This is a genomic window from Streptomyces sp. NPDC040405, from assembly GCF_055595765.1.
Window position 1 is genome coordinate 47085 of record NZ_JBVIVI010000013.1, and the last position, 22012, is coordinate 69096.

Consider the following 22012-nt stretch of genomic DNA (forward strand, 5'->3'; position numbering starts at 1 on the left):
GCGCCCCCTCATCTGCGCACGCTCGGCCTGGCCGTCGGCAGGTCCTCGGTCAGCAGTGTCCGGAGGTCGTCCACGCTTGGCCGGGGCAGTGCCGTCAGCCGCCGGGCCTGGTGCGTGATCATCGTTTCCAGTAGCTGACGGGCCAGCCGTGCGTTGCCGAAGGAGCGGTCGCGCGGGATGGTCTCGATATGGGTGCGCAGTGCCTCCAGCGTTTCCGCGGGGCAGGTGTAGCCGGACTCCTCGGCGTGCCGCCCCATGATGGTGAGCAGTTCGTCGGTGGTGTAGTCCTCGAACTCCACGAAACGTGAGAATCGCGAGGCCAGACCGGGGTTGGAGGCCAGGAAGCGCTGCATCTCGCCGGTGTAGCCCGCGACGATGACCACTACCTGCTCGCGGTGGTCCTCCATCAGCTTCAGCAAGGTGTCCACGGCTTCGCGGCCGAAGTCCGAGCCCGCTCCCTCGGGGGTGAGGGTGTATGCCTCGTCGATGAAGAGCACACCCCCCATCGCGCTTTCGAACACTTCCTTGGTGAGCTGTGCGGTGTGGCCGACGTAGCGGCCCACGAGATCGGCGCGTGCCACCTCGATCAGTTGCCCGCGGGGGAGTACGCCGAGCGAGGTCAGCAGCCCGGCGTAGAGGCGGGCCACGGTGGTCTTGCCGGTGCCGGGCGGGCCGGAGAAGACCAGGTGCTGGCTGATGCGTGGCGCGGGCAGCCCGGCGGCCTCGCGCTGCTTGGCCGTGGTGAGCAGGCTGACCAGATCGGTGACCTCGCGCTTGACGGCGCCCAGGCCCACCATGGCCTCCAGCTTCGCCAGTATCGTCTCCCCGTCCTCGGCCGTCTCCTGCTCGGTGGTCACCGCTTCGCTGACGTCCTCCGGGAGCAGGAGGGTCAGATCACGTTCGGCGGGCTCGGCCATCGTGGCCAATCGGAAGGCCTGACGGTCCACCATCTCCTCGAAGACCCCGCGCGCGGCACGCCCGTTGCCGAAGGTGGCGCCCCGGTCCATTTTCTCGAAGTGAGTCGCGAGCGCCGCCGTGGTGCCGGGGCTCAGCTCGTACTGGTGTGAGCGGCACATGCTCTCCGTGATCGTCACCAGCTCCTCGACCGAGTAGTTCTCGAACTCGATCGTGCGGGTGAAGCGGGAGGCCAGGCCGGGGTTGGACGACAGGAAGGAGCCCATCTCGGCGGAATAGCCCGCGGCGATCACCACCACGTCCTCGCGGTGGTCCTCCATGAGCTTCAGCAGCGTGTCCACCGCTTCCCGGCCGAAGTCGTTGGAGGACCCGCCCGAGGTGAGGGTGTATGCCTCGTCGATGAAGAGCACACCCCCGATGGCCTTGTTGAACGCCTCGGTGGTCTTGATCGCCGTCCCGCCGATGACCTGGGCGACGAGGTCTGCGCGGGAGACCTCGACCAGATGCCCCTCCGGCAACACGCCCAGCTGCGCGAGGATGGAGCCGTAGAGGCGGGCCACCGTGGTCTTGCCGGTGCCGGGCGGACCGGCGAAGACCAGGTGGCGGCTCATCGACGGTACCGGCATGCCCAGCCGCTGTCGGCGCTGGGCCAGTTGGTTGAGGTTGACCAGGGTGCGTACCTGGTGCTTGACGCCCTCCAAGCCGATCAGTGCCTCCAGGTCCTCCAGCGCATCCTGTGGTGCGCCGCGCCGGGCCTCCTTGCCCGAGGCGCCGTGGCCGGTCTTGGCTGCCACCTCGGAGCCCCAGGTGTCGGGTGCGGCGTTCTCGGCGCTGGTCAGCTCCATCACCTCCAGCCGCTCACTGGCCCTGGCCTGGGTCAGCCCGGCGCCGCGGTTGTCGCGCACGGTGCAGTCGGTGACGGTGACCGGCTCGGCCGTGTCGATGCGGATGCCGTCACCGACGCTGCCGCTGATCTCGCAGGCGCGCAGCTCGCCGCGGGATCCGGCCGTCAGGAGGACGCCGTGTGCGGCCGCGCCGCTGATGGCCGCCCGGGTCAGGGTCAGTTCCCCGCCGTCCTCCACGGCCACACCGGAGGCGCCACTGCCATCGATCACGACATCGCGGACGGTGGCGACGCCCTCGCGGCCGATGGAGAGGGCGGCCTCGCCGGAGCCGCGCAGGACGCAGTCGTCCAGCTGGGCGTTGCCGCCGTCGGCGATGCGCATCCCGGCGTCGGCGGCGCGCTCGACGGTGCAGAACTCCAGCCGTCCGCGGCCCTCTTCACCCACCTCGACGCCGAACCGTCCGGGGGCGGTGATGAGGGCGCGGCGGATGAGCGGGTTGGCGTGTGAGCGGACGGAGATGGCGCTGCCCCGGGCGTCCGAGATCTCCAGGCGCTCGAACTCCGCGGTCGATTCCTCGACGAGCTGCACCGCGGCCGCGGTGTCGGCGCAGTCACGCACCACCGTGCGGAAGAACGACGGAGAACTGGAGTCGGCCACCCGGATCGCCGGCCCGCCGGCCGAGGTGAACTCGCAGTCCTCGAAGGTGCCGCGCGAACGCCCGGAGACCACCAGCCCCTGCCCCTTCGTCCGGGTCGTGACACACCGCCGCAACAGGGGGTCGGCACCATCTGACAGGGCGATTCCCGGCCCGGTCGTACCGGACACCGAGACCTGCTCCAGCGTGGGACGCGAGGAACTGGTCAGATAGACGCCGACGGTGGTGTCCCGCACGGTGGTGCGTACGACGCGCGTCGTACTGTTGCCCTCCAGCGCGATAGCGGGCTTGTCCGTCGCGGTGATGTCGCACGACTCGATCGTCCCTTTGGCGTCTCCGTTGGCCAGGACACCGTTGCCGCGCGCGTCGCGCATCCGGCAGTCGCGGATCGTGGACTGGGCGCTCTCACCGAGCACGATGGCCGAGGTGCCCAGGTTCTCCAGCACACAGTCCTCGATGACACCGCCGGTGGCGGACGTGTCCACGATTCCGGCGCCTTCGCGGTTGGTGACCCGGCAGCCGCGCATGGCCAGTGAACCCGTCTGCCGCGCCAGCACCGCCGTCCACCCCGACCCGACGATCGTGCAACGGTCCATCGCCACCTGACCGCGCGGCGCGTCCACCACGGCCACATCCTCAGCTCCACCGCGCAGCAGCAGATCGGTCAGCATCACCGCGTCCGCCACCAGCGTCAGCGCCGTACCCCGCCGAGGACAGATCTCCACGCTCCCCGGCTCGCCCTCGGCCACGATCGTCACCCGGGTCCGGACCGTGAGGTTCTCGGCGTACCGGCCGGGGCGGACACGGACGACCGCGCCCGTACGTGCCGTGGCCAGCGCCTCACCGATCGTCCGGAAACCCTCCGGCTGCTCCGGATCGACGTTAAGTACCTGCCGTGACACGTCACGCCCTCCTGGTTTCGAGGAGACCGAACTCTGCCCAAGTCCCCATATTCCATCCCATACCATGTTCCGCATGCCATCCCACCGTTACCGCCGGACCGCGGCCCTCGCGGCGGCAGCCGCGCTGCCCGCTCTGCTGATGACTCCGCTGATGTCTCCGCCCGCCCACGCCGACGACGGCGACCCGGTGAGCCTGCCTCCGCTGCGACTGCGGATGGCGGCCGACGACGCGTGCGCCACCGCCTCGGGCAAGACGGCCGAAGCCCGGCCCTGGACGCATCAGGCACTCCAACTGTCGCGCTCCTGGCAGCTTTCGCGGGGCGATGGCGTGACCGTGGCCGTCGTGGACACCGGGGTCGGACGTCAAAGCCCCGCACTGTCCGGCCGGGTCACGGCCGACGGTGCGGCCAGTCAGGACTGCGTGGGCCACGGCAGCTTCGCCGCGGGGTTGATCGCGGGCGCCCCCGAGGGGAAGGGCGCCGTCACGGGTGTCGCGCCCGCCGCGCGCATCCTCGCCGTACGGGGCACGGACACCCGAGGTAACCCCTCCGCCCAGCTGGTGGCGGACGGCATCAGGTCCGCCGTGGACCAGGGCGCGGGGGTGGTCTACGTCGGCCAGGCCCTGGCCACCGGCGGCAAGGAAATGACCGACGCGGTCGCCTACGCGAGCGGCAAGGACGTGCTGATCGTCGCCCCCGTGGCGCCGGACGTCGCGCCCGAGAACGCCGGCGGGCAGCCCGACACCCGGGCCCGGGCGTACTGGCCCGCGCGCGTCCCCGATGTGCTGTCGGTGGTCGACTACGGCCCGGCCGGAGACCGCCCCAAGGGCGGCCCCGCGGCGCTCGACCCCGACCTGGCCGCGCCCGGTGACGCCGTCGTCGGCATCGGGCCCAAGGGCAGTGGCCACTACATCGGTTCGGGCTCGTCCCTGGCGGCCGCACACGTCGCGGGAGCCGCGGCACTGATCCGCTCCTACCAGCCCGGCCTCTCCGCGGCCCAGGTCTCGCGCAGGCTGCTGCAGGCCGCCTACCCCGACACCGTCCCCAAACTGGATACCTATGCCGGTCTGATGGCGGTCCTGCCGACCGACGGGCCCCCCGCCGAGGCGAAGGCCGAACCCGCACACATGCCCACGGCGGCACCGGACGATCTCCGTGTGCGGGCGCTGATGATCGGCGGCGGCGCCCTGGCGGTGGTGCTGCTGGTGGGCGCCGCGATGGTCATCGTGCCGCTGGGCAAGGCCCGCGGCTGGCGCCCGGCGGGATAGTCCCCCACCGGGCCGGGTGTGGGGGCCTGCTCTCCCGCACCCGTGGCATATCGGACCCCCGGCATCAGGCCCCCGGAGTTCGTCGGCCCACAGGAGGGTGGGCGGCATCCGATCCGGTAGCACGGCGGGACCGGTCCGGTGTTCGCGGATCTGCGCCACCAAGGCCGGCGCCCAAATCTGCTGGTGGCGCCGGTCGGCGGCCAGCTCTCTGGCCGGAAGGCCGCGGTCGATGACGTGGCGAGCGTTGGCGTTGCGGAGGGGCACGGTCTCGGTGCCTGTCGGTGCCACTTGTGGGGAATGCTCGACGGTGCGTTCGGTGACAAGCGTTCCGGTGCAGAGTGGCATGGGATGACCAATGAGTGGCTGAGCGGATCCGGCCGAGAGGAATGACGGGCGTGAGCACGCCTTTGCCCGTGCCCGGCCCGTCATCGTCATGCGGGGAGGTTGCCCCTGTCGTCGCGGTGTGAGGGGTGGTGGGCACCGTGTTCGCCTTGCGCCGGTGTGCGGTGGGGAAGGGGGTTCTTGAGCGAGGGGAGTCTCAACTGGAGCGTGTGCTCGGCCGGCGCGGGCAGCCCCTGCCCATGGGCGAGTGAGCTGGGGAAGCGCATGCGCAGGGTGTGCTCCATGTCCTGGACCCGGGGCAGCGTGCTCTCGAACCCCCAAGCCGCGGTTCCGGGCGGCGGCGGGAATGCTGGCGGCTGCTTATCGCGCCGGGCCAGCGATCGGGGAGTCCGCCAGTGGAAGTGAAGCGCGAGCAGTCGGATGGCGAACGCCGCCGTGCCCACCCACACCGCTGAGGGAACCGTCAGCATCCCGACCGCGTACAAGACCGCCACCCCGCCGGCCCCCACCACCGCGGGCAGCGCGTACAGGTCCTGGTCCCAGCGCAGGACCGGGGGGATCTCACGTGCGAGGACACTACTGAAAATGCCCCCACCGGCCGCGGCGGCAACGCCCAGCGCCATGGAAGGGAGCGGCCCGAAATCGTGAGCCAGCGCCTTCATCGCGCCAGTGACGCTGAAGAGGCCCAGGGCTGCCGCGTCGAGCACCTCGCACACCATTCCGTGGCGTTGGGCGGTGAGGCTGAAGAAGACGATGGCTGCGGCGAGGACCGGAGCGAGGGCGTAACCGAGATCGGTAAACGCGATCGGAGTGACACCCAGCACGATGTCGCGGAACAGGCCGCCACCCACCCCCGTGACCTCGGCCAGGAGCACTGTCCCGAAGATGCCGAAGTCCTTGCGGACGGCGAGAAGCGCCCCGGACAGGGCGAAGGCGAAGATGCCGGCCAGGTCCAGCGGATAATGAATGACGGCGGTAAGTTGGTACATGAGGGGCTTTCAGATGAGAGACCTCGGCTATCGCCGTCTCGGTGTGGAGGGCATATAGAACATGCGGACCAGGAAGGGTCTGACGCAAGTGGACTGTGCCCGGATTAATGCGACCGAGCTTCGGAAGAAAGCCATCAGGGTGTCAGGGCGGGTGACCGGCCCCGCTTCCGCTGTGGCGGCTAATTTTTCCGGGCCTGTATATCTTGTGGTCGCCGATGTCCGCACACATATTTGAGGCGACCATCCGTCATCGAAGATGAACTGGTCAGTACCTTTTCTGCAGGGTGAGAGGGACGTCGCGGGGTGGCCGAAGGGGGAGATCCTGGGCCCATGCCACCGCAGGGCACCGTGGCCTGTCCCGATCCCCGTCGAAACCCACCCCAGCGTCATGGGTCCCGTGTCCATGGCCGGGAGGAGAAGTGCATGTCCGATCAGCACCAGGCCGGTGGCTCCCAGGCACCGAGCGGCCCGTCGGCCGAGGGGTTCGCGTCGGGTGAGCCGGAGTTGACCGTGGTGCGCGGTACTCCGCTCGCCGCGAGTGAGGCGGCCTCCTTCCGGCCCAGCGCGGGAGGTGAGGGGGAAAGCCTCACGGAGGCGAGGATGTCCCCCTCACCTCCCGCTGTGTCACGGCCCATCCGGGCGTCCACGGATGAGCGGGGTGAGGCCGAATCCGGTGGCGGCGCGACTCCGGCCACCGGGCGCAGGACAGCCACGAGCGGTGGCCCGGTCACCAGCGGCGCCGCGGAACCGGACGGCGCGCAGGCTGAAGAACGGACCGGGGAGCAGCCCGGGGAGACGCGAGGCGAACGCGAGGAGCAGGCCGCCAGCCGGGAGGAACCGGCGGCGGGTCAACTGTCCATCGGCGGCGGCCTCCGCGCCCGGGTCTCGCGCATCGGCCTGAGCGCGGCCGCCCTTGCACCCGCCGCGGGGCGGGCCGAGGAGGGTGCGACGGCGGTGGCCGCGGCCCCGGGCGGCGGCCCCTCGGATCGAGACGCCGGATTCCCTGGCCGTCCCAGGAAACCCATGCTCGCCGGCGCCGCCATGGCGGGAGTCATCCTCATCGCCGTACCGCTGCTCGTCATGGCCACCAACAAAGACCAGGACGACCCCAAGAAGGTGGACTCCTCCGCTGACACGGTTCTGGGCGAGAACGGCGACAAGGAGGGCGAGTTCGTCGCCGAATCCCCCTCTCCCAGGGCATCGAAGGCATCGAAGGCATCGAAGGGGTCGGGGGGCCAGGAGCGGAAATCCTCGCCGTCGTCGGAGGGGTCGGACGGCCCGGTCCCCGAGGGGGCCAGCCCGGATGCGGGGGAAGCACAGGAAGCGGGAAAGGCGGACGGCGAGGAGGACGGGGGCAAGCGGCAGAAGGAGGAGACACCAGGACAGAAGAAGGGGGAGACCAAGGCAGGGCGCCGGACCCCCGCAAACCCGCTCCCCGCGGTTCTGACCCGGACGCTGATCAAGAACAGCGCGAACGGCACCTGCGCCGACATCCCCGGAACCGGCAAGGGTTCCGCCGGCGGACGGATCGTCCAGGCGAAGTGCAACAACCACACCAGCGACAACCAGCTGTGGAGCGCGCAGAAGAAGTCCAAGAGCGGCGGTCCGGGCGGAGCGTCGCTGTTCGTCCTCCGCAACATCAAGGCCAAGAGGTGCCTGGACCTCCCCGGCAGCGGTGCCGCCGATAAGGGCGAGAAGGTCAAGGAGTCCGCGTGCCAGGGCACGAACGGTGACAACCAGCTGTGGTGGCTGGACAAGAGGCGGGACGGCAATTTCTGGATCCGCAACGCCGCCAGTCACAACATGTGCCTGAAGTCCTACGGCCCCAAGAGTGACACCCGCGATCTGATCGTCTCGCCGTGCGCGGCCGAGAAGCGCGACAACCACGAGTGGGTCTTCACTCGCGGGTGAGACCGGAGTCAACCACGAGACGAGCAGCGCGACTACGGATCAGACCGTCGGCGGCGTTGCCCAGTTCGTCGGCGTTCAGCCTCTCCGACCAGCCCGAGGCGGTCGGTGTCCCCGCGTCGTTCCAGAGGCGCGCTCAACGCAGCCGACTCAGTTTTACCCGCGCGATCATCGACCTGCTTCGGAACCGTTCCGGCCGGAAGCCGGACCTTCTCCGGCGCACAGTGAATTCTTCCGGCGAGAGGGTGACATAATCCGCGATTCTCGCATTGTGCTTACCCGGACGTGATCTGCAGAATTACGTCAGGCGGGTGAGCCGCCTACCGAACCCGCCAGCCGCCTTCCCGAGAAACAGGACAGACCCGGTGAAGATCAACGAGCTGACCGACTCCCAAATCCTTTCCCTGGACCGGGTCAAGGACGATTGGCTCGCCCACGGCCTCGCGACCGGCCCCGCCGACCGCGCCGAGGCCGAGGCGGGTGTGGCCGACGCCTATCGCGCGGCGGGCCTGGAGCCTCCGGCGCTGTGCGTCTGGCTCGACTCGCCCATGGCCGGAGCCATCGGGGCCTCGATGCTGGCGGGCGCGGAGGGTTCCCGGCCCGGGAGCGAAGTTCACGTCCGCGCTCAGGTCGATGCTCAGATACGGGCTCAGGTCGATGCTCAGAACCGAGGTCGGAGCGTGACCGAGACCGGGGCCCGGTACCAGGCCGGGGAGCTGGTCCGGGACCGGGTCCGGGATCAGATTCCGGATCACGTCGTGGAGCAGGTCCGGGTGCTGCTCCGGGAGGAGTTCGGAGGCCGGGTCGGAGCGTATGACGAGAATCAGGTCTGGGCCCAGATCTTGGATCGCGTCCACAGCCACGGGTTCGGGGAGCGGGTCCGGGACCATGTCCGGGCCCAGGTCCGGGATCAGCTCGGAACGGAGATCCCCAGGTCGATACCTGGCCAGCACGACGTCGAATGGCTCGCGGCCTGGGATTACTTCGGTGCCCACTGGTCTGTCGCGGAGGCTGACCGGCTCCGCGGCATCATGCGCGTCGCGCGATCGGCCGGGCGGTGGTGGCCCTTCGAACACGCCGTCATCCTCACCGAGCGCCCCACCACATTGCACCGTGACGACCAAGGCCGCCTGCACTGCGAGACCGGCCCCGCCATCGCCTACCGAGACGGATTCGCCGTCTGGTCGTGGCATGGTGTGCGTCTTCCACGAGAGGTGGGCAGAACGCGACCGACGATCAACCGCACGGGGTACGACTTCGAGACTGACGCCCTTGTCGTGCGCACGGATTACTCGGACGACGAAGCGTGGCGGGCAGTGGTCGACCTGCTCGATCAGCCCGACGGTCAGTCGGAAGTGCGCACCCACGTGGTCGACGATCGCGCGTTCTCCGGGGCGAGCCCGGATGAGGTGGTGCTGTCCACACTTGCCGGAGAACCGGGGCTCGAAGTGGTGTTCCTGGCCGATGCCGCCACGATGAAGGGGGATCACACCCTGCTCGCGGTCTCGACCAGATGCGAGGAACTGGACGACGAAAACGACGGGGACAACGCGGAAGAGCTCGGACGCGAGTTTCGCCTGCCGCCTCCGCTGATCAATTTGGTGCACGTGAACCTGGCCATCGGGCACTCGGACTTCTGGGGATTCGCGTATGAGGCGGCACGCGCCCCGGACAACATCCTGCGACTGTGATCGGAGGCTTCGGTGCCCTCGGGACAGTTCCTGGCCCGTTGCTGAGAATGGACGAGGACTGGGCCGGCTGTCTCGCCCTGGTCAGGCGCCTCGGCTCGTGGGCTGCTCCACGCGGATGTGTCGGCCCGTCGAGTGCTATGTCGAGGTGGGCAGGTGCGGGGAGCGGAGCACGAGCAGGGTGATCTCGCTGGGGGCGAAGACGCGGAACGGCGGGCCCCAGAAGCCGGTGCCGCGGCTGGTGTAGAGGAGGGTGCGGGGGCCATGGTGGCTGAGGCCGGCGAGGGCGGGCTGGTCGATGCGGACGAGGTGGTGGAAGGGCCAGATCTGGCCGCCGTGGGTGTGGCCGGAGAGCTGGAGGTCGATGCCGGCGGCTGCTGCCCGGTCGATGAACTTGGGCTGGTGTGCCAAGAGCAGGACGGGTAGGCCGGGGTCGGCGCCGTTCAAGGCTCCGGCGAGGTGGGCGCGGTGGCCTGCCAGGCCGGAGGACTCGGCGGTGACGTCATCCACGCCTGCGACCACGAGGGTGTCGCCGCCGCGTTCGAGCAGCAGATGGCGGTTACGTAGCGGCTCCCAGCCCAGCTCGTCCATCAGGTCGACCCAGCCCTGGGCCTCGCTGTAGTACTCGTGGTTGCCGGTGACGTACACGCGGGCCCGGGTGGCCCGCACGGTACCGAGTGGGGCGGCTTGGGCGCGGCGGCGTTCGGCCGTGCCGTCCGCGATGTCGCCGGTGTGGCAGACCAGGTCGGCTTCCAGAGTGTTCACCGTCTCGCATACCCGCGCCGACCAGCGCGTGCGATCGAGCGGGCCGTAGTGGGTGTCGGTGATGAGGGCGACGCGGATGCCGTCCAACCCGGCACCCAGCCGGGGGAGTCGCACGTCGAGTTGGCGCACGCGTGGCACGCGGCGGGCCTCGGCGTACCCCCAGCCGAGCAGTACGGCGGTCATGCCGAGGACGGCCCAGGTGACGATTCGGGCCCGGTCCTGGCTCTCGCCGACGTCGGCCACGGTCAGGGCGAGCCGCAAGGGGACGCCGAGCAGAACGGACCAGGTGAACAGAATCCAGCTCGCGCCCAGCAGGGTGTCGCCGATGATCGCCGCCCGATCCTGCTGGCGCCGGCCGTGGCCGCGCACCATCGCGAGCGGCATACCGATGAGACCGAGGGCGAACAGCGCGGTGCCGATCAGCGTGACGGGCAGCGGCCAGTGCTGGCTGGTGTGCAGGAGCACCCAGCAGGGCACGGCCCACAGCAGGACGGGGGCGATCAGGGGGAGGTAGCGCATCAGGCGGTGCAGTCGGCTCTGCCGTGGCGCTTGTGCTTCACCCCCGGCGGGCCGGGTGCTGGTGTCGGTCACGCTTCCCCTCCCTGACCGGGCTGCCCTCTCGCGCACTGTATCCGGTGGGCTTGAGGCGGCCGTCTCAGGCGGCGGCTCAGATCGACCCGGGGTCAGGTGGCGGACGGGACGACGATGACCTTGCCGTGCACCGCGCCCTCGGCGGCCCGGGCGTGCAGCGCCGCCAGGCCGGCCAGCGGCGCCCGCTCGGCGACGGCGACGCGCAGCTCACCGCGGTCGACCAGTGCCACCAGCCGCGACAGCTGTTCGGCGTCGCTGCGGACGAACAGGTCGATGCCGCGCACGCCGCGCTCTTCGTCGCTGGGCGCGGGCATCCACACCGTCGTGTTGACCACGACACCGCCCGGCCGGACCAGGGTGACCAGTGCGGCCAGCTGCGCCGGGTCGACCGGCGCGAGGTTGAGCACCACGTCGACCGGCTCGGCGACCGCGTCGGGCACGCTCGTGGCCGTGTGGTCGATGACCTCGTCGGCGCCGGCCGACTTCACTGCCTCGGCGCTGCGGGGGCCGGCCGTGGCGATCACGTGGGCCTTGGCGCCCTTGGCCAGCTGCACGGCGTAGCCGCCGACCGCTCCGCCGGCGCCGTTGATCAGCACGCGTTGCCCGGCCGTCAGCTTGCCGTGGTCGAACAGCGCCTGGTACGCGGTGAGCCCCACCAGCGGCAACGCCGCGGCGTCCGGCAGCAGGACGTCCTTGGGTGCCGTCGCCAGAACGTCGGCCGGGGCGAGGACGTACTCCGCGGCGGCGCCGGTCTTGTCCATCGGCAGGAACCCGATGACCTCATCGCCGACCGCGAGGCCGTCCACGCCTTCGCCCAGCGCGTCGACCGTACCGGCGACATCGAGGCCGGGCGTGTGCGGCAGCTCCACCGGGATCGGGCCGCGCATGAAGCCACCACGGATGTTGCCGTCGACGGAGTTGAACGACGTCGCGGCGACGCGGATCCGGACCTGCCCGGCTCCGGGGACGGGCTGCTCCACGTCCTCGTAGCGCAGGACCTCGGGGCCGCCGTACTCGTGGAAACGCACTGCCTTCATCGGAGTTCTCGCTTTCGCTTCACGTTTGATTGCTTCGAATTTGAAGCAACTGCGGGATACGCTACTGCTGCTTCGAATTCGAAGCAAGTGGCGTCGCTCGCGAGGCCGCGGCGACGGTCCGCGGCGACCGCGGTGTCACTGGGGTGGGCCCAGCACGACGTTGCCGGACAGCTCGGCGGCCTCGGCCAGGAGCCGCTGCGGAATCTCGAAGCCTTCCGGACGTGGTTCCCGCAGGTCGCGGCCCGCGTGGCGGAACATCTTCTCCAGCCCGCCAGGGGTCGCGATGAGCAGCAGGTCGGCCTTCGCGGAGGTGATGCGGTAACTGTGCGGGACGCGCCGGGGCAGGAAGGCGATGCCGCCCTCTCGCAGCTCGTGTTCCTCGTCGCCGGCCCACACCAGCGCGGAACCGGACAGGAGCAGGAAGACTTCGTCCTCGTTGTTGTGCAGGTGAAACGGCGGCGCTTCGCCCTCGCTGACGTCGAAGCGCCCGACGGTCAGCTGCCCGCCGGTCGCCTCGGCGTCGAGCAGGACGCTGAAGACGCTCCCGCCGATCCACTCCAGCTGCTGCTGATCTTCCCGCTGGGCGAGGTAGGGGATGCTCATGGCCGATCCTCGGGATCCGCGGACGGCGGCGCCGTCCTCCTGCCCGCCACCCTGTACCGCGCCAACGCCCGAACTCCACGTCCTGCGGTGCTCAGCAGGGCCCAGCACTGCCCACCCGCACCACACGTCAATCTTCGAATTCGAAGCAGTACACTGGGGCCATGTCCAAGTCGCCGCCGTCGCTCAACCCCGTACAACTCGGCGCCTACTTCGACCTCATCGAGGTCGCCAGCCTGCTCCGGCACGCGGTCGAGCAACAGCTGCGCGAAGCCGGTGACCTCAGCTACATCCAATTCCAGCTGCTGGCCCGCCTCGGCGACTCACCAACGGGCAGCCACCGCATGACCGACCTCGCCGACGGCGTTGTCTACAGCCGCAGCGGCCTGACCTACCAGGTAAGCCTGCTCGAGAAGGCGGGCCTGGTCGTGCGCACGCCCTCTCCGGACGACGAGCGGAGCGTCACGGTCACCGTCACCGACGCCGGAAGCGCGCTGCTCGGGAAGGTGCTGCCGGGTCACATCGAGGTGGTCAGGGGCCTCCTGTTCGAGCCGCTTTCGCGCGATGACGTCAAGGCTCTCGCCGGGCTGTTGGCGCCGGTGCGCGACCACATGCGCTCCACGCCACCTCGTTCAGCCGCGCCGCGCCGCAAGGCCGGATCATAAGGACCCGGCCCGGTCTACGCCGAAGCGCTTCACCGAGCGGATCTTCGACGCCAAGACGGACCTGACGAGAGGAGCAGCCCGGTTGGGGGCGACGGGACTGGCGGGCCGGTTGGCCGAGGCACGCGCCGGGGCGCTGGTGGGCCGGGAACCGGAGCGGGCGGTGCTCGACCGGATGCTGTCGGGGGCGGGGGACGCTCCGCTCGTGGCGTATCTCCACGGGCCCGGCGGCATCGGCAAGTCCTCGCTGGTGCGCTACGCCGCCTGGCGGGCGGAGCTCGCCGGGCGCCGTGTGGTGCAGGTCGACGCCCGGTTTCTGGACGCGGATCCGCGGCGTCTGGAGGAGGCCGCCGCACCCGCCTGTGCCGAGCCCGGTGCGGTGCTCCTGATCGATACCTTCGAGCAGTGCCAGCAACTCGAGGCATGGCTGCGCGAGACCTTCCTGCTCCGGCTCCCCGAGGACGCGCTCGTCGTGCTCGCGAGCCGGGTCGCCCCCGATCCCGAGTGGTCGCTGGATCCCGGCTGGGCGCCGCTGTTCGCCGGGGTGGGGGTGCGGCCGCTCGACGCGGCCCAGTCCGACGCCCTGCTGGCCGCCCGCGGCGTGCCCGCCGAACAGCGCGGCCCGTTCATCGCCTTCGCCGGGGGCAGCCCGCTCGCCCTGTCCCTCGCCGCGTCTGTGCCCGCCGCGGCGCCGGGGGCGCCGTGGGAGCCCACCGGCGATGTGCTCACGACCCTGGTCGAGCGGCTGGTCGGCGACCTGCCCAGCGGCGTCCACCGACGCGCCCTCGAAGTTGTCGCGCAGGCCCACGTCACCCGCGAACCGCTGTTACGCGCGGTATTGGGCGAGGCCGACACCGCGGCGGTGTTCTCCTGGCTGCGCCAGCAGCCCTACATCGAGGCCACGCCCGAAGGGCTGCACCCGCACGACGCGGTACGGGCGACACTCGAGGCCGACCTGCGCTGGCGGGACCCCGAGCGCTACGACGACATCCGCGTCCGCATCTCGGTCGCGGGCCTGCAGGCGGTGCGCGCCGCTACCGAGGGCGACGCGCTGGTGCGGGTCGCGGAGTGGATGTTCCTCTTCCGCAACCAAAGCGGCCCGGACGACCCGTACGCCTGGCGAACGCACCCCCACGTCGAGGACACCCCGCTGCGGCCCGAGGACGTGCCCGACGTCCTGCGCATGGCCGAAGAGGCGGAGGGACTGGCCTCGGCAGCCGCGGCCGCGCACTGGGTGCGCCGCCAACCCTCGGCCTTCCGCGTCTACCGCTACACCGGCTCCGCCACCCCCACGGGGTTCATGGCGATGTTGCGGCTGGAGACCCCACTGCCCGAGGACCGGGCCGGGGACCCTGTGGTCGCGGCATTCTGGGACTACGTCGAGACGGCCGCGCCCCTGGGACCGGGTGAGCACCTGGGCATCCGCCGCTTCGCGGTGCAGCCGGGCTGGCACCAGCGGCCCTCTCCCTTGCTGGACCTCATCAGCCGGCGCACCATCGCCGAGGAGATGCGGACCACCGGACGCGCGGTGACCGCCACCGTCTTCGAGGACGGCGAGCGGTGGCGGCGCTACATGGCCGGGGCCGGGCTGCTGGAGGTCGCGGCCGTCGATGTCGGCGGGCGGAAGCAGCACGTCTTCGGCCGGGACTGGCGGCGGCAGACCGTGGAACAGTGGGTGCGGGACCGAGCCCGCGCCGTGGCCGCGCCCATCGAAGCACCCACCGCCGACGGTCCTGGCGACCTGCCGCGCGCCGCGTTCGAGGATGGCGTGCTCGAAGCACTGCGCACGTGGCACACCCCGCGCGAGTTCGCCACAAGCGTCCTGCTGCGTTCACCTCTCGTGCCACCGGGCTCGCCCGACCCGGCCGCGGACCTGCGGGATGCCATCAGCGCCGCCCTCGGTGCGCTGCCGATCGACCCCGCGGGCGTCAAGGCCCACGAGGCGCTCACCGCCACCTACATCGCGGCTTCCCGCACCCACAAGGCCGCCGCCCGGCGGCTCGGGGTGCCCTACGGCACCTACCGCCGCCACCTCGCCCTCGGCAAGGAACGCCTTGTCGAACAACTGCTGCGGCAATCGGCGATGCCGATGGCCAGCGCTGAGCACGGTTGAGCACCGAGCAGGCCGCTTCGGGCGCGCTGGTGACCACGGTCGGCGCGACCTATCCGCTCGCCGACGCGGCCAAGGCGCAGCAGACGGTGTTGGGCGGTCTACGAGAGGGCTACCGCGTGCAGGTAGCCGTCGACGCCTCCGCCCGCCCCTCGCCCGAGGCGCCCACCGACTACTGGCCGTCCAGCCTGCCGACGGCCAGGCTGGTGCCCCGCTGCACCGATACGCTGCACTTGCCGGGCGGCCCTCCCGTCCTGGACCCCGGCGGGGGAGAGAAGCAGAATTCCCCTCAAAGAACGGAAGGAAGCCCATGACCGACCCGACAATTCCCGATACCGCCCGTCTGCTTCGGATGAGTGCACACCCCGAAGGAGGTTGGTACAAGGAAACTTGGCGCAGTGACACGGAAGTGCAGCCGGAGGGGTATCCGGGGCGGAGGTCCCTCTGCACAGCCATCTACTTCCTCTTGCCTCCCGACGAGGAATCCCGGTGGCACACCGTGCGTTCGTCGGAACTATGGCTGTGGCACCGTGGTGGCCCCTTGCTGCTACTGCTGGGTGGTTCCGGTGAGAAGCCAAAAGAGGATCCTGAGACAATCCTGCTGGGGCCCGATATCGCCAGCGGACAACAACCACAAGCTCTTGTGCCGGCTGGGCACTGGCAGGCCGCTCGCCCGGCCAGTGATGAAGAGGTGCTCGTGAGTTGCGTAGTTGCGCCCGGCTTTGATTTTGACGACTTCCGGCTACTGCCGAAAGAATAATTTGCTGGGCAAGCTCCTGGGCCGACTCAGCTGATGACGGCCGTCGCTGTGGTCAGCAGCTCCGGGAATGTCCCCTCGAATTCGGGCAGCAGGCGCGCGGCCATGGCCCAGGCGTCCGGGTCGGTGCCCAGCTGGACGTGTGCCATTCGCCGTGCCCGGGCGTGCGCGCACCGGTACGGGCGGATGAGCGGCTGGTCGCGCTGTGTGGGGAACAGTCCCAGCAATTGCCGGACGACGGCCCGGGCGGGCTGTGCTTCGCGCAGCGTGTCCGTCGGCGTCAACTCCTCGTACCGGTAGGCCAGGCGCAGCCAGTCCTCGTCCGGTACGGGGTGGCTCCGCGGCAGGCTGAGCGCGGTGCGGTGGTCGGACGAACGGCACCGGGTGAGGTCCGGATGCCGCAGGCGGACGAGCGCGGCGATGCAGTCCTTGCGCAATTCGGTCGGGACGTCCTGCCGCTCGGCAAGCATGGCCAACAAGTGTTCGTGCAGTGGTTCGCGACGGTGTGCGTCGATTGGGCGACGTCGGGGAACGGGGCGCACAGCGCGAAGGCGAGCTCGTCGAGGCCCCGTGCGCGCAGCAGCGTATCCACCAGGCCGCCGGGGAGCCGCCAGCCCGGAGTGTCGGGGCGGGCCGCCGCCTCGGAGAGGCCCGATGCGCGGCGCGGCCTCGGCCACCGCCAGCCGGATGCCGAGGGCCCTCCACCCGGAGTACCCGACCGGGCCGTCGATCTCGGGCAGCTCAAGGAGGGCGTCCAGAGTGGTCCGCCATCGGCTGAACTTCCTGCCCCACCTGCGAGCGGCGCCGACCCGCGCCGAGATCGACTCGATCCTGGAACGGGTGGACGGTCTCGGCTGGGCGGCCCAATTCCATGTCCAGGGCGAGGGGATCGCCCAACTGGAGGACGTGGTACGCGGGTTGCCAGGCCGGGCGGTGGTCGACCACATGGCCGGAGGCGTCAGGTGCCGATCCCCTGGGGATAGCTGAAGAAGTCGGTCGGGTCGTACGTCCGCTTCACCCGGACCAGCCGGTCGTAGTTCGCCCCGTAGTAGGCCCGCTGCCAGTCCTTCAGCGTCGGATCCGGGAAGTTCTGGTAGGAGTGCCGGGACGGCGTCTCGCCGAAGATGCCGAAGTAGAACTCGCGGAGCCACTGCAGATTCGCCGTGGCGACGTGCTGCGGATCGTAGTCCGCCCAGGTGGTCTCGGCGGCGAAGATGAACGTGGCGTTGCGGTGTACGAAGGCCGTGGCGTCCGGCGGCACTTGGTTGATCTCGCCACCGAGGGCGAACATGGCGAACCCGGCCCCGTCCTCGTTGCCGCTGCCCGGCCAGTCCAGCAGATGCTGTGCGGCGGCATCGACCTGGTCGTCGGTCAGCAGCGTCCGGGAGGTCAGCACCGCCGACTTGGCGCCGAACTGGTCCACCGGCGTGGTGGCGCTCAACAGCACACTCGCCTGGCCCGGAGTGACCTCCCGGACGGACGCGCTGTTGCGGGCGCGCTCCTCAGCCGTGCCGATCTTGAGCAGCGGAGCGAGGATGGCGCGCAGGTCATCGAGGGTGCCGTAGTACTGGCCGATGGCGTTGACGTTGGCGTTGGCGCGGATCTGGTCGCTGGTGACCCCGCGGGTGCCGATGCCGACGCGGAGGTGGAACCGCTTGTCGTCCAGGGTGTCGACGGCGATCTGTTGCGCGGCGGCGATCACCGGCTGAACCGCGTCCAGGCTCCAGCGCAGCTGGTAGAAGCCCACGTTGCCTTCGAACCGCTCGTACTGGAACGTAAAGGAGGTATTGACGCCGAAGTTGTTCCCGGCGCCGCCGCGGCAGGCCCAGTACAGGTCGGAGTGGGCGTCCGCACTGGCCTCCACCACGCTGCCGTCGGCCAGTACGACGTCCGTCGAGACCAGCCGGTCGCAGGTCAGGCCGAACATCTTGTCGCTGAAGCCGATACCGCCGCCGAGCACCAGCCCGGCCACCCCGACCGTGGGGCAGCGGCCGGTGGGCACGAACATGCCGCGGTCCTCCAGCAGCGGGTGCAGGTCGCCGTTGGTGACCCCGGCCCCCACGGTGACGGTCCCCGCGCCGTGAACGACCCTCATCGGCCCGTAGACCCGGGAGCGGGCGCCGGGCCGCGGGGTGGAGGCGATGCTCTTCATCCGGGCCATGTTGAGCAGCAGCCCCGTCGTGGCGGAGTACCCGGCGTAGTTGTGGCCCAGCCCGGACCGCGGCACGGCGGGCAGCCCCGCGTCGCGGGCCCAGCCGACCGCCGTACGGACGTCCCTGGTGGTGCCGCACGCCACGATTCCCGCGGGGCGGATCCCGGCGTAGCGGTGGTTGAACGGAAGCGCCAGCGGCGGATAGCCGGAGTCTCCCGGCCGGTAGAGCGTGGAACGTGACGACAGCGCCTGCGCCAGCCGCTCCCAGTCCCGTTCGCCGACCCGCTCCGCCGTCTCGGTGGAGGGCATGGCCGCAGCGGGCGGTGACGCCAGGCCCACCGCCTCCGCGCCCAGAACCCCCGCCGTGCCCGCCCGCAGTACATTCCGCCTGTTGATCAACGTGGCTGCCCTCACAAGAAGCGCTCCGGAGAGGCGATCGCCTTTCCCGTCCGCCAAGTCAATCGGCCAGTGGGGCGGCACAGCCGCCAAGCGGGTTCCGCCCGTGGGCGCCGCAACCCGAAAGCATGCCGATGTACCGCCGAATGCCCCAGCCCGGCAGCTCGCGGTGTCGGTCATCTGTCGGAGTCGCCGATCCGGTCTCGGCGGTTTGTCGGCGGGCTTCGGCATCGTTCCGGAACACCTGCCGGGCGCCCGCCCGGCAGGTGTCCGACACACGAGGAATCACCATGACCACTGATGCGACGATCATCGGCGCCGGACTCGGCGGCCTCACGCTCGCCCGCGTCCTGCACGTCCACGGCATCGCGGCCACCGTCTACGAGGCGGAGCCCTCCCCGACGGCCCGGGCGCAGGGCGGGATGCTCGACATCCACGACTACAACGGCCAACTCGCCTTGCGGGAAGCGGACTTGATGGACGAGTTCCGCGGCCTCATCCTGGAGGGCCGCCAGGCCATGCGGATCCTCGACCGGGACGGGAGCGTGCTGCTCGACCAGCCCGACGACGGCACGGGCGGACGCCCCGAGGTGCAACGCGGCGAGCTGCGGCAGATCCTGCTCGACTCGCTCCCGGACGGCACCGTCCGATGGGGCCACAAGGCCGCCGGCACCCGTGCCCTCGGTGAGGGCCGCCACGAGGTGACCTTCGCCGACGGCGGCACGGTCGTCACAAGCCTGCTGGTCGGCGCGGACGGCGCGTGGTCACGGGTCCGGCCGCTGCTCTCCGCCGCCACGCCCGAGTACGTCGGCCGGGCGTTCATCGAGACCTACTTGTACGACAGCGACGTCCGGCACCCCGCCGCCGCGAAAGCGGTCGGCGGCGGGTCGCTGCTCGCACTCGCGCCGGGCAAGGGGATCCAGGCGCACCGCGAGAGCGGCGGCGCCCTGCACACCTACGTGGCGCTCACCGAGCCGCAGGACTGGTTCGCCGCCATCGACTTCACCGACGCCGACGCGGCCACCGCGCGGATCGCGCGGGAGTTCGACGGCTGGGCGCCGGAGCTGACCGCGCTGATCACCGAAGGCGACACCGCGCCGGTCCTGCGCCTCCTCAACAGCCTGCCGGTCGGGCACCGGTGGGACCGGGTGCCGGGGGTGACCCTCGTCGGCGACGCCGCCCACCTCGCGGCGCCGAACGGCGAAGGCGCCAACCTGGCCATGCTGGACGGCGCTGAACTCGGTGCGGCCCTCGCCGCGCACCCCGGTGATGTCGAGGCCGCGCTCGCCGCGTACGAGCGGGCCATGTTCCCGCGTGGCGCCGAAGCCGCCACCGAAGGCAACGAACTCTACGAGCTGATGTTCGGCGACGACGCACCACAAAGCCTGTTCACCGCGTTCGCCGGACACGAGCAGGGCCACTGAGCCACTCAGGGCTTCGGCTGGCCACCGACCTCTCATCCGCGCTCGCGCAGGTACGCCTCCAGCTCGGCGGCCCCGGTCAGCATCGCCCGTCCGCGGGCGGACAGTCGGCCGCGCCAGTCGGACAGCGCGGCCTCCAGCGGCTCCAGCCCGCCCGCCTGTCGCACCTGGGCGATCAGCGGGGCGATCTGCTCCAGCAGATAGCCGCCCCGCCTGAGTTGGTGGGCCAGCCGGGCATCCCGTACGTCGGCCTCGTCGTAGACGCGGTACCCGGTCAGCGGGTCGCGGCGCGGGCGCACCAGCCCGGCGCGCTCCCACTTGCGCAGCGTCGCGGGCCGGAGGCCGAGCTGTTCTGCCAGCGGCCCGATGAACGTGGCCCCGGGCCCGGACGCCGTGGTGGGCTCCAGGTCGCGGAGGGCGTTCTCCACGGCCTGGAGGGTCCGGCGGTCGTCGAGGAGCTGGGCGTGGCTCTCGTCGATGAGACGGAACGCCTCCTCGGCCGAGCCCTCGTTCACCGCCCGCATGATCGACGTCGCCGTCCGGTGGCCGTGGCCGGGCAGCAGGGCGAGGAACGCGCGCAGGGCTCGCGCGTGCAGCGGGGTGTAGGTGCGGTAGCCGTGGGGTGTGCGACCGGCGGCCGGAAGGATGCCGGACTCCTCGTAATTCCTGACCGCCTGGGTGGACAGTCCGTGCCCGCGCGCCAGATCGACCGGCCTGAGCCGTTCACTGCTTTGAAGGTTTCGTCCCATTGTCCTGCCGATATTGCGGAAAAGTTTCCACCGAAAGTTCAACGATACCGTTGAAGCCATGGCTACCGACATCAAGGACACCGCCCATGCCGTCGAGGCCGCCGCCGTCATGCGGCTGCTCCCGGCCCGGCCGCGGCTGCTCGCCCTGGGCGAGCCCACCCACGGCGAGGACACTCTGCTCGACGTGCGCAACGAGCTGTTCCGGCAGCTCGTGGAGCAGGAGGGCTACGGGACGATCGCGATCGAGAGTGACTGCGTGCGGGGCCTGCTCGTGGACGACTACGTCACCACGGGTACGGGCACCCTCGACGAGGTCATGGAGCATGGATTCAGCCACGGGTTCGGCGAGTCCGCGGCCAACCGCGAACTCGTGCGCTGGATGCGCGCCACCAACGATGGCCGACCCGCGTCCGAGCGGCTCCGCTTCGCCGGTTTCGACGGCCCGCTGGAGATCACCGGCGCCGCGAGCCCCGGGCAGGCCCTCACCGCACTCCACGACTACCTCTCGGCCCGGGTCGACGCGGACCTGCTGCCCTGCACGGCGGAAACGCTCGACCGGCTGCTCGGCGCCGACGACCGGTGGACCAACTCCGCCGCCATGATGGACCCCGCCCAGTCCGTGGGGCAGTCGGCCGAGGCCAGGGAGCTGCGACTGCTCGCCGACGATCTGGTGGCGCTGCTCGACGCGGAGACACCGCACCTGATCACGGTCGGCTCGCGGGACGACTGGGACCGGGCACGCCTGTACGGGCGCACCGCCACCGGCCTGCTGCGCTACCACCACTGGATGGCCGACACCTCACCGAGCCGCATGACGCGGCTGGTGGGCCTGCGGGGCCAGATGATGGCCGACAACCTCCTCGCCATCGCCGATCGGGGCCCAGCACTTGTCCACGCCCACAACGGCCATCTCCAGCGGGACAAGAGCACGATGCGGATGGGCAGCCTGCGGCTGGAGTGGTGGAGCGCCGGCGCGATCGTGCACTCCCACCTGGGCGCGGAGTACGCCTTCCTGGCCACGGCTCTCGGCACGATCCGGCACCAGGGGGTGGATGCCCCGCCACCGGACACCGTCGAAGGACTCCTGTACGCGCTCCCGGAGGACCGCTACGTCGTCGATGCCTCCCGGCTGGCCACCGCGCTCGGCGACACGCGGCCCGCTCCCCGCGTGTCCCCGTACTACGGCTACTCCTCCTTCGACCCGGCACACCTGGCCGGAACCGACGGGATCGTGTTCGTCAGGGACGTCCCGCAGGACTAG

17 protein-coding genes and 1 pseudogene are annotated in these 22012 nt (G+C 70.8%); 9 read left to right on the top strand and 9 right to left on the bottom strand.

Translation table 11 applies throughout. The features are described from left to right. Positions 1–8: 8 nt before the first annotated feature. Entirely contained in the window at positions 9–3317 is a 3309-nt protein-coding gene (locus tag ACZ59A_RS37195) for a right-handed parallel beta-helix repeat-containing protein (protein WP_470968199.1), read from the bottom strand. 73 nt (positions 3318–3390) lie between these two features. Here ACZ59A_RS37195 and ACZ59A_RS37200 point away from each other — a divergent pair, with 73 nt between their 5' ends. Beyond that, a complete protein-coding gene (locus ACZ59A_RS37200) occupies positions 3391–4584 on the top strand; it encodes a S8 family serine peptidase (RefSeq protein ID WP_470968201.1) in 1194 nt (397 codons plus the stop codon). A 431-nt stretch (positions 4585–5015) separates the two neighbouring features. Here the strand turns inward: ACZ59A_RS37200 and ACZ59A_RS37205 are convergent, their stop codons facing one another. Further along, positions 5016–5915: a trimeric intracellular cation channel family protein gene (locus ACZ59A_RS37205; RefSeq protein WP_470968204.1), complete on the bottom strand. Its 900-nt coding sequence runs from the start codon at positions 5913–5915 to the stop codon at positions 5016–5018. A gap of 423 nt (positions 5916–6338) precedes the next feature. Between ACZ59A_RS37205 and ACZ59A_RS37210 the strand changes: the two genes are divergently transcribed. Both ACZ59A_RS37210 and ACZ59A_RS37215 read left to right on the top strand, forming a co-directional pair. Next, positions 6339–7826, top strand: a complete 1488-nt coding sequence (locus tag ACZ59A_RS37210) for an RICIN domain-containing protein (protein WP_470968206.1) — start codon at positions 6339–6341, stop codon at positions 7824–7826. A gap of 362 nt (positions 7827–8188) precedes the next feature. After that, a complete protein-coding gene (locus ACZ59A_RS37215) occupies positions 8189–9514 on the top strand; it encodes a DUF6924 domain-containing protein (protein WP_470968209.1) in 1326 nt (441 codons plus the stop codon). Between the two features lie 135 nt (positions 9515–9649). Here the strand turns inward: ACZ59A_RS37215 and ACZ59A_RS37220 are convergent, their stop codons facing one another. The 3 genes from ACZ59A_RS37220 to ACZ59A_RS37230 form a co-directional block, all read right to left on the bottom strand. Further along, the gene (locus tag ACZ59A_RS37220) at positions 9650–10867 is read right to left on the bottom strand and encodes a metallophosphoesterase (RefSeq protein ID WP_470968211.1); all 1218 of its coding nucleotides are present in this window, start codon (positions 10865–10867) and stop codon (positions 9650–9652) included. Between the two features lie 92 nt (positions 10868–10959). Then, a complete protein-coding gene (locus ACZ59A_RS37225; protein WP_470968214.1) occupies positions 10960–11904 on the bottom strand; it encodes an NADP-dependent oxidoreductase in 945 nt (314 codons plus the stop codon). Positions 11905–12039: 135 nt separating this feature from the next. Further along, positions 12040–12507 (bottom strand): cupin domain-containing protein, encoded by a 468-nt coding sequence (locus ACZ59A_RS37230; protein WP_470968216.1) that lies wholly within the window; start codon positions 12505–12507, stop codon positions 12040–12042. A gap of 161 nt (positions 12508–12668) precedes the next feature. On the opposite strand from ACZ59A_RS37230, the gene ACZ59A_RS37235 reads away from it, so the two are divergent. From ACZ59A_RS37235 to ACZ59A_RS37250, 4 genes are all read left to right on the top strand, one after another. Next, on the top strand, positions 12669–13169 hold the full coding sequence (locus tag ACZ59A_RS37235) for a MarR family winged helix-turn-helix transcriptional regulator (RefSeq protein ID WP_470968219.1): 501 nt from the start codon (positions 12669–12671) through the stop codon (positions 13167–13169). Positions 13170–13251: 82 nt separating this feature from the next. After that, positions 13252–15279, top strand: coding sequence for an ATP-binding protein (locus ACZ59A_RS37240; RefSeq protein ID WP_470968221.1), 2028 nt, complete (start codon positions 13252–13254; stop codon positions 15277–15279). Continuing rightward, positions 15276–15590, top strand: a complete 315-nt coding sequence (locus tag ACZ59A_RS37245; RefSeq protein ID WP_470968224.1) for a hypothetical protein — start codon at positions 15276–15278, stop codon at positions 15588–15590. The genes ACZ59A_RS37240 and ACZ59A_RS37245 overlap by 4 nt, the downstream gene beginning before the upstream one ends. Further along, positions 15587–16036 (top strand): cupin domain-containing protein, encoded by a 450-nt coding sequence (locus ACZ59A_RS37250; protein WP_470968226.1) that lies wholly within the window; start codon positions 15587–15589, stop codon positions 16034–16036. Before ACZ59A_RS37245 ends, ACZ59A_RS37250 begins: the two co-directional genes overlap by 4 nt. A gap of 26 nt (positions 16037–16062) precedes the next feature. Here the strand turns inward: ACZ59A_RS37250 and ACZ59A_RS37255 are convergent, their stop codons facing one another. The 3 genes and pseudogenes from ACZ59A_RS37255 to ACZ59A_RS37265 form a co-directional block, all read right to left on the bottom strand. After that, positions 16063–16503: a hypothetical protein gene (locus ACZ59A_RS37255; RefSeq protein WP_470968514.1), complete on the bottom strand. Its 441-nt coding sequence runs from the start codon at positions 16501–16503 to the stop codon at positions 16063–16065. A gap of 153 nt (positions 16504–16656) precedes the next feature. Further along, a pseudogene (locus ACZ59A_RS37260) lies at positions 16657–16803 on the bottom strand (alpha/beta hydrolase); the annotation flags it as partial. Between the two features lie 188 nt (positions 16804–16991). Further along, positions 16992–18494 (bottom strand): FAD-binding oxidoreductase, encoded by a 1503-nt coding sequence (locus tag ACZ59A_RS37265; protein ID WP_470968228.1) that lies wholly within the window; start codon positions 18492–18494, stop codon positions 16992–16994. A 377-nt stretch (positions 18495–18871) separates the two neighbouring features. On the opposite strand from ACZ59A_RS37265, the gene ACZ59A_RS37270 reads away from it, so the two are divergent. Then, the gene (locus tag ACZ59A_RS37270; protein ID WP_470968230.1) at positions 18872–20005 is read left to right on the top strand and encodes an FAD-dependent oxidoreductase; all 1134 of its coding nucleotides are present in this window, start codon (positions 18872–18874) and stop codon (positions 20003–20005) included. Between the two features lie 32 nt (positions 20006–20037). On the opposite strand, the gene ACZ59A_RS37275 is transcribed toward ACZ59A_RS37270, so the two are convergent. After that, the gene (locus ACZ59A_RS37275; protein WP_470968232.1) at positions 20038–20751 is read right to left on the bottom strand and encodes a TioE family transcriptional regulator; all 714 of its coding nucleotides are present in this window, start codon (positions 20749–20751) and stop codon (positions 20038–20040) included. A 58-nt stretch (positions 20752–20809) separates the two neighbouring features. Here ACZ59A_RS37275 and ACZ59A_RS37280 point away from each other — a divergent pair, with 58 nt between their 5' ends. Next, entirely contained in the window at positions 20810–22012 is a 1203-nt protein-coding gene (locus tag ACZ59A_RS37280; protein WP_470968234.1) for an erythromycin esterase family protein, read from the top strand.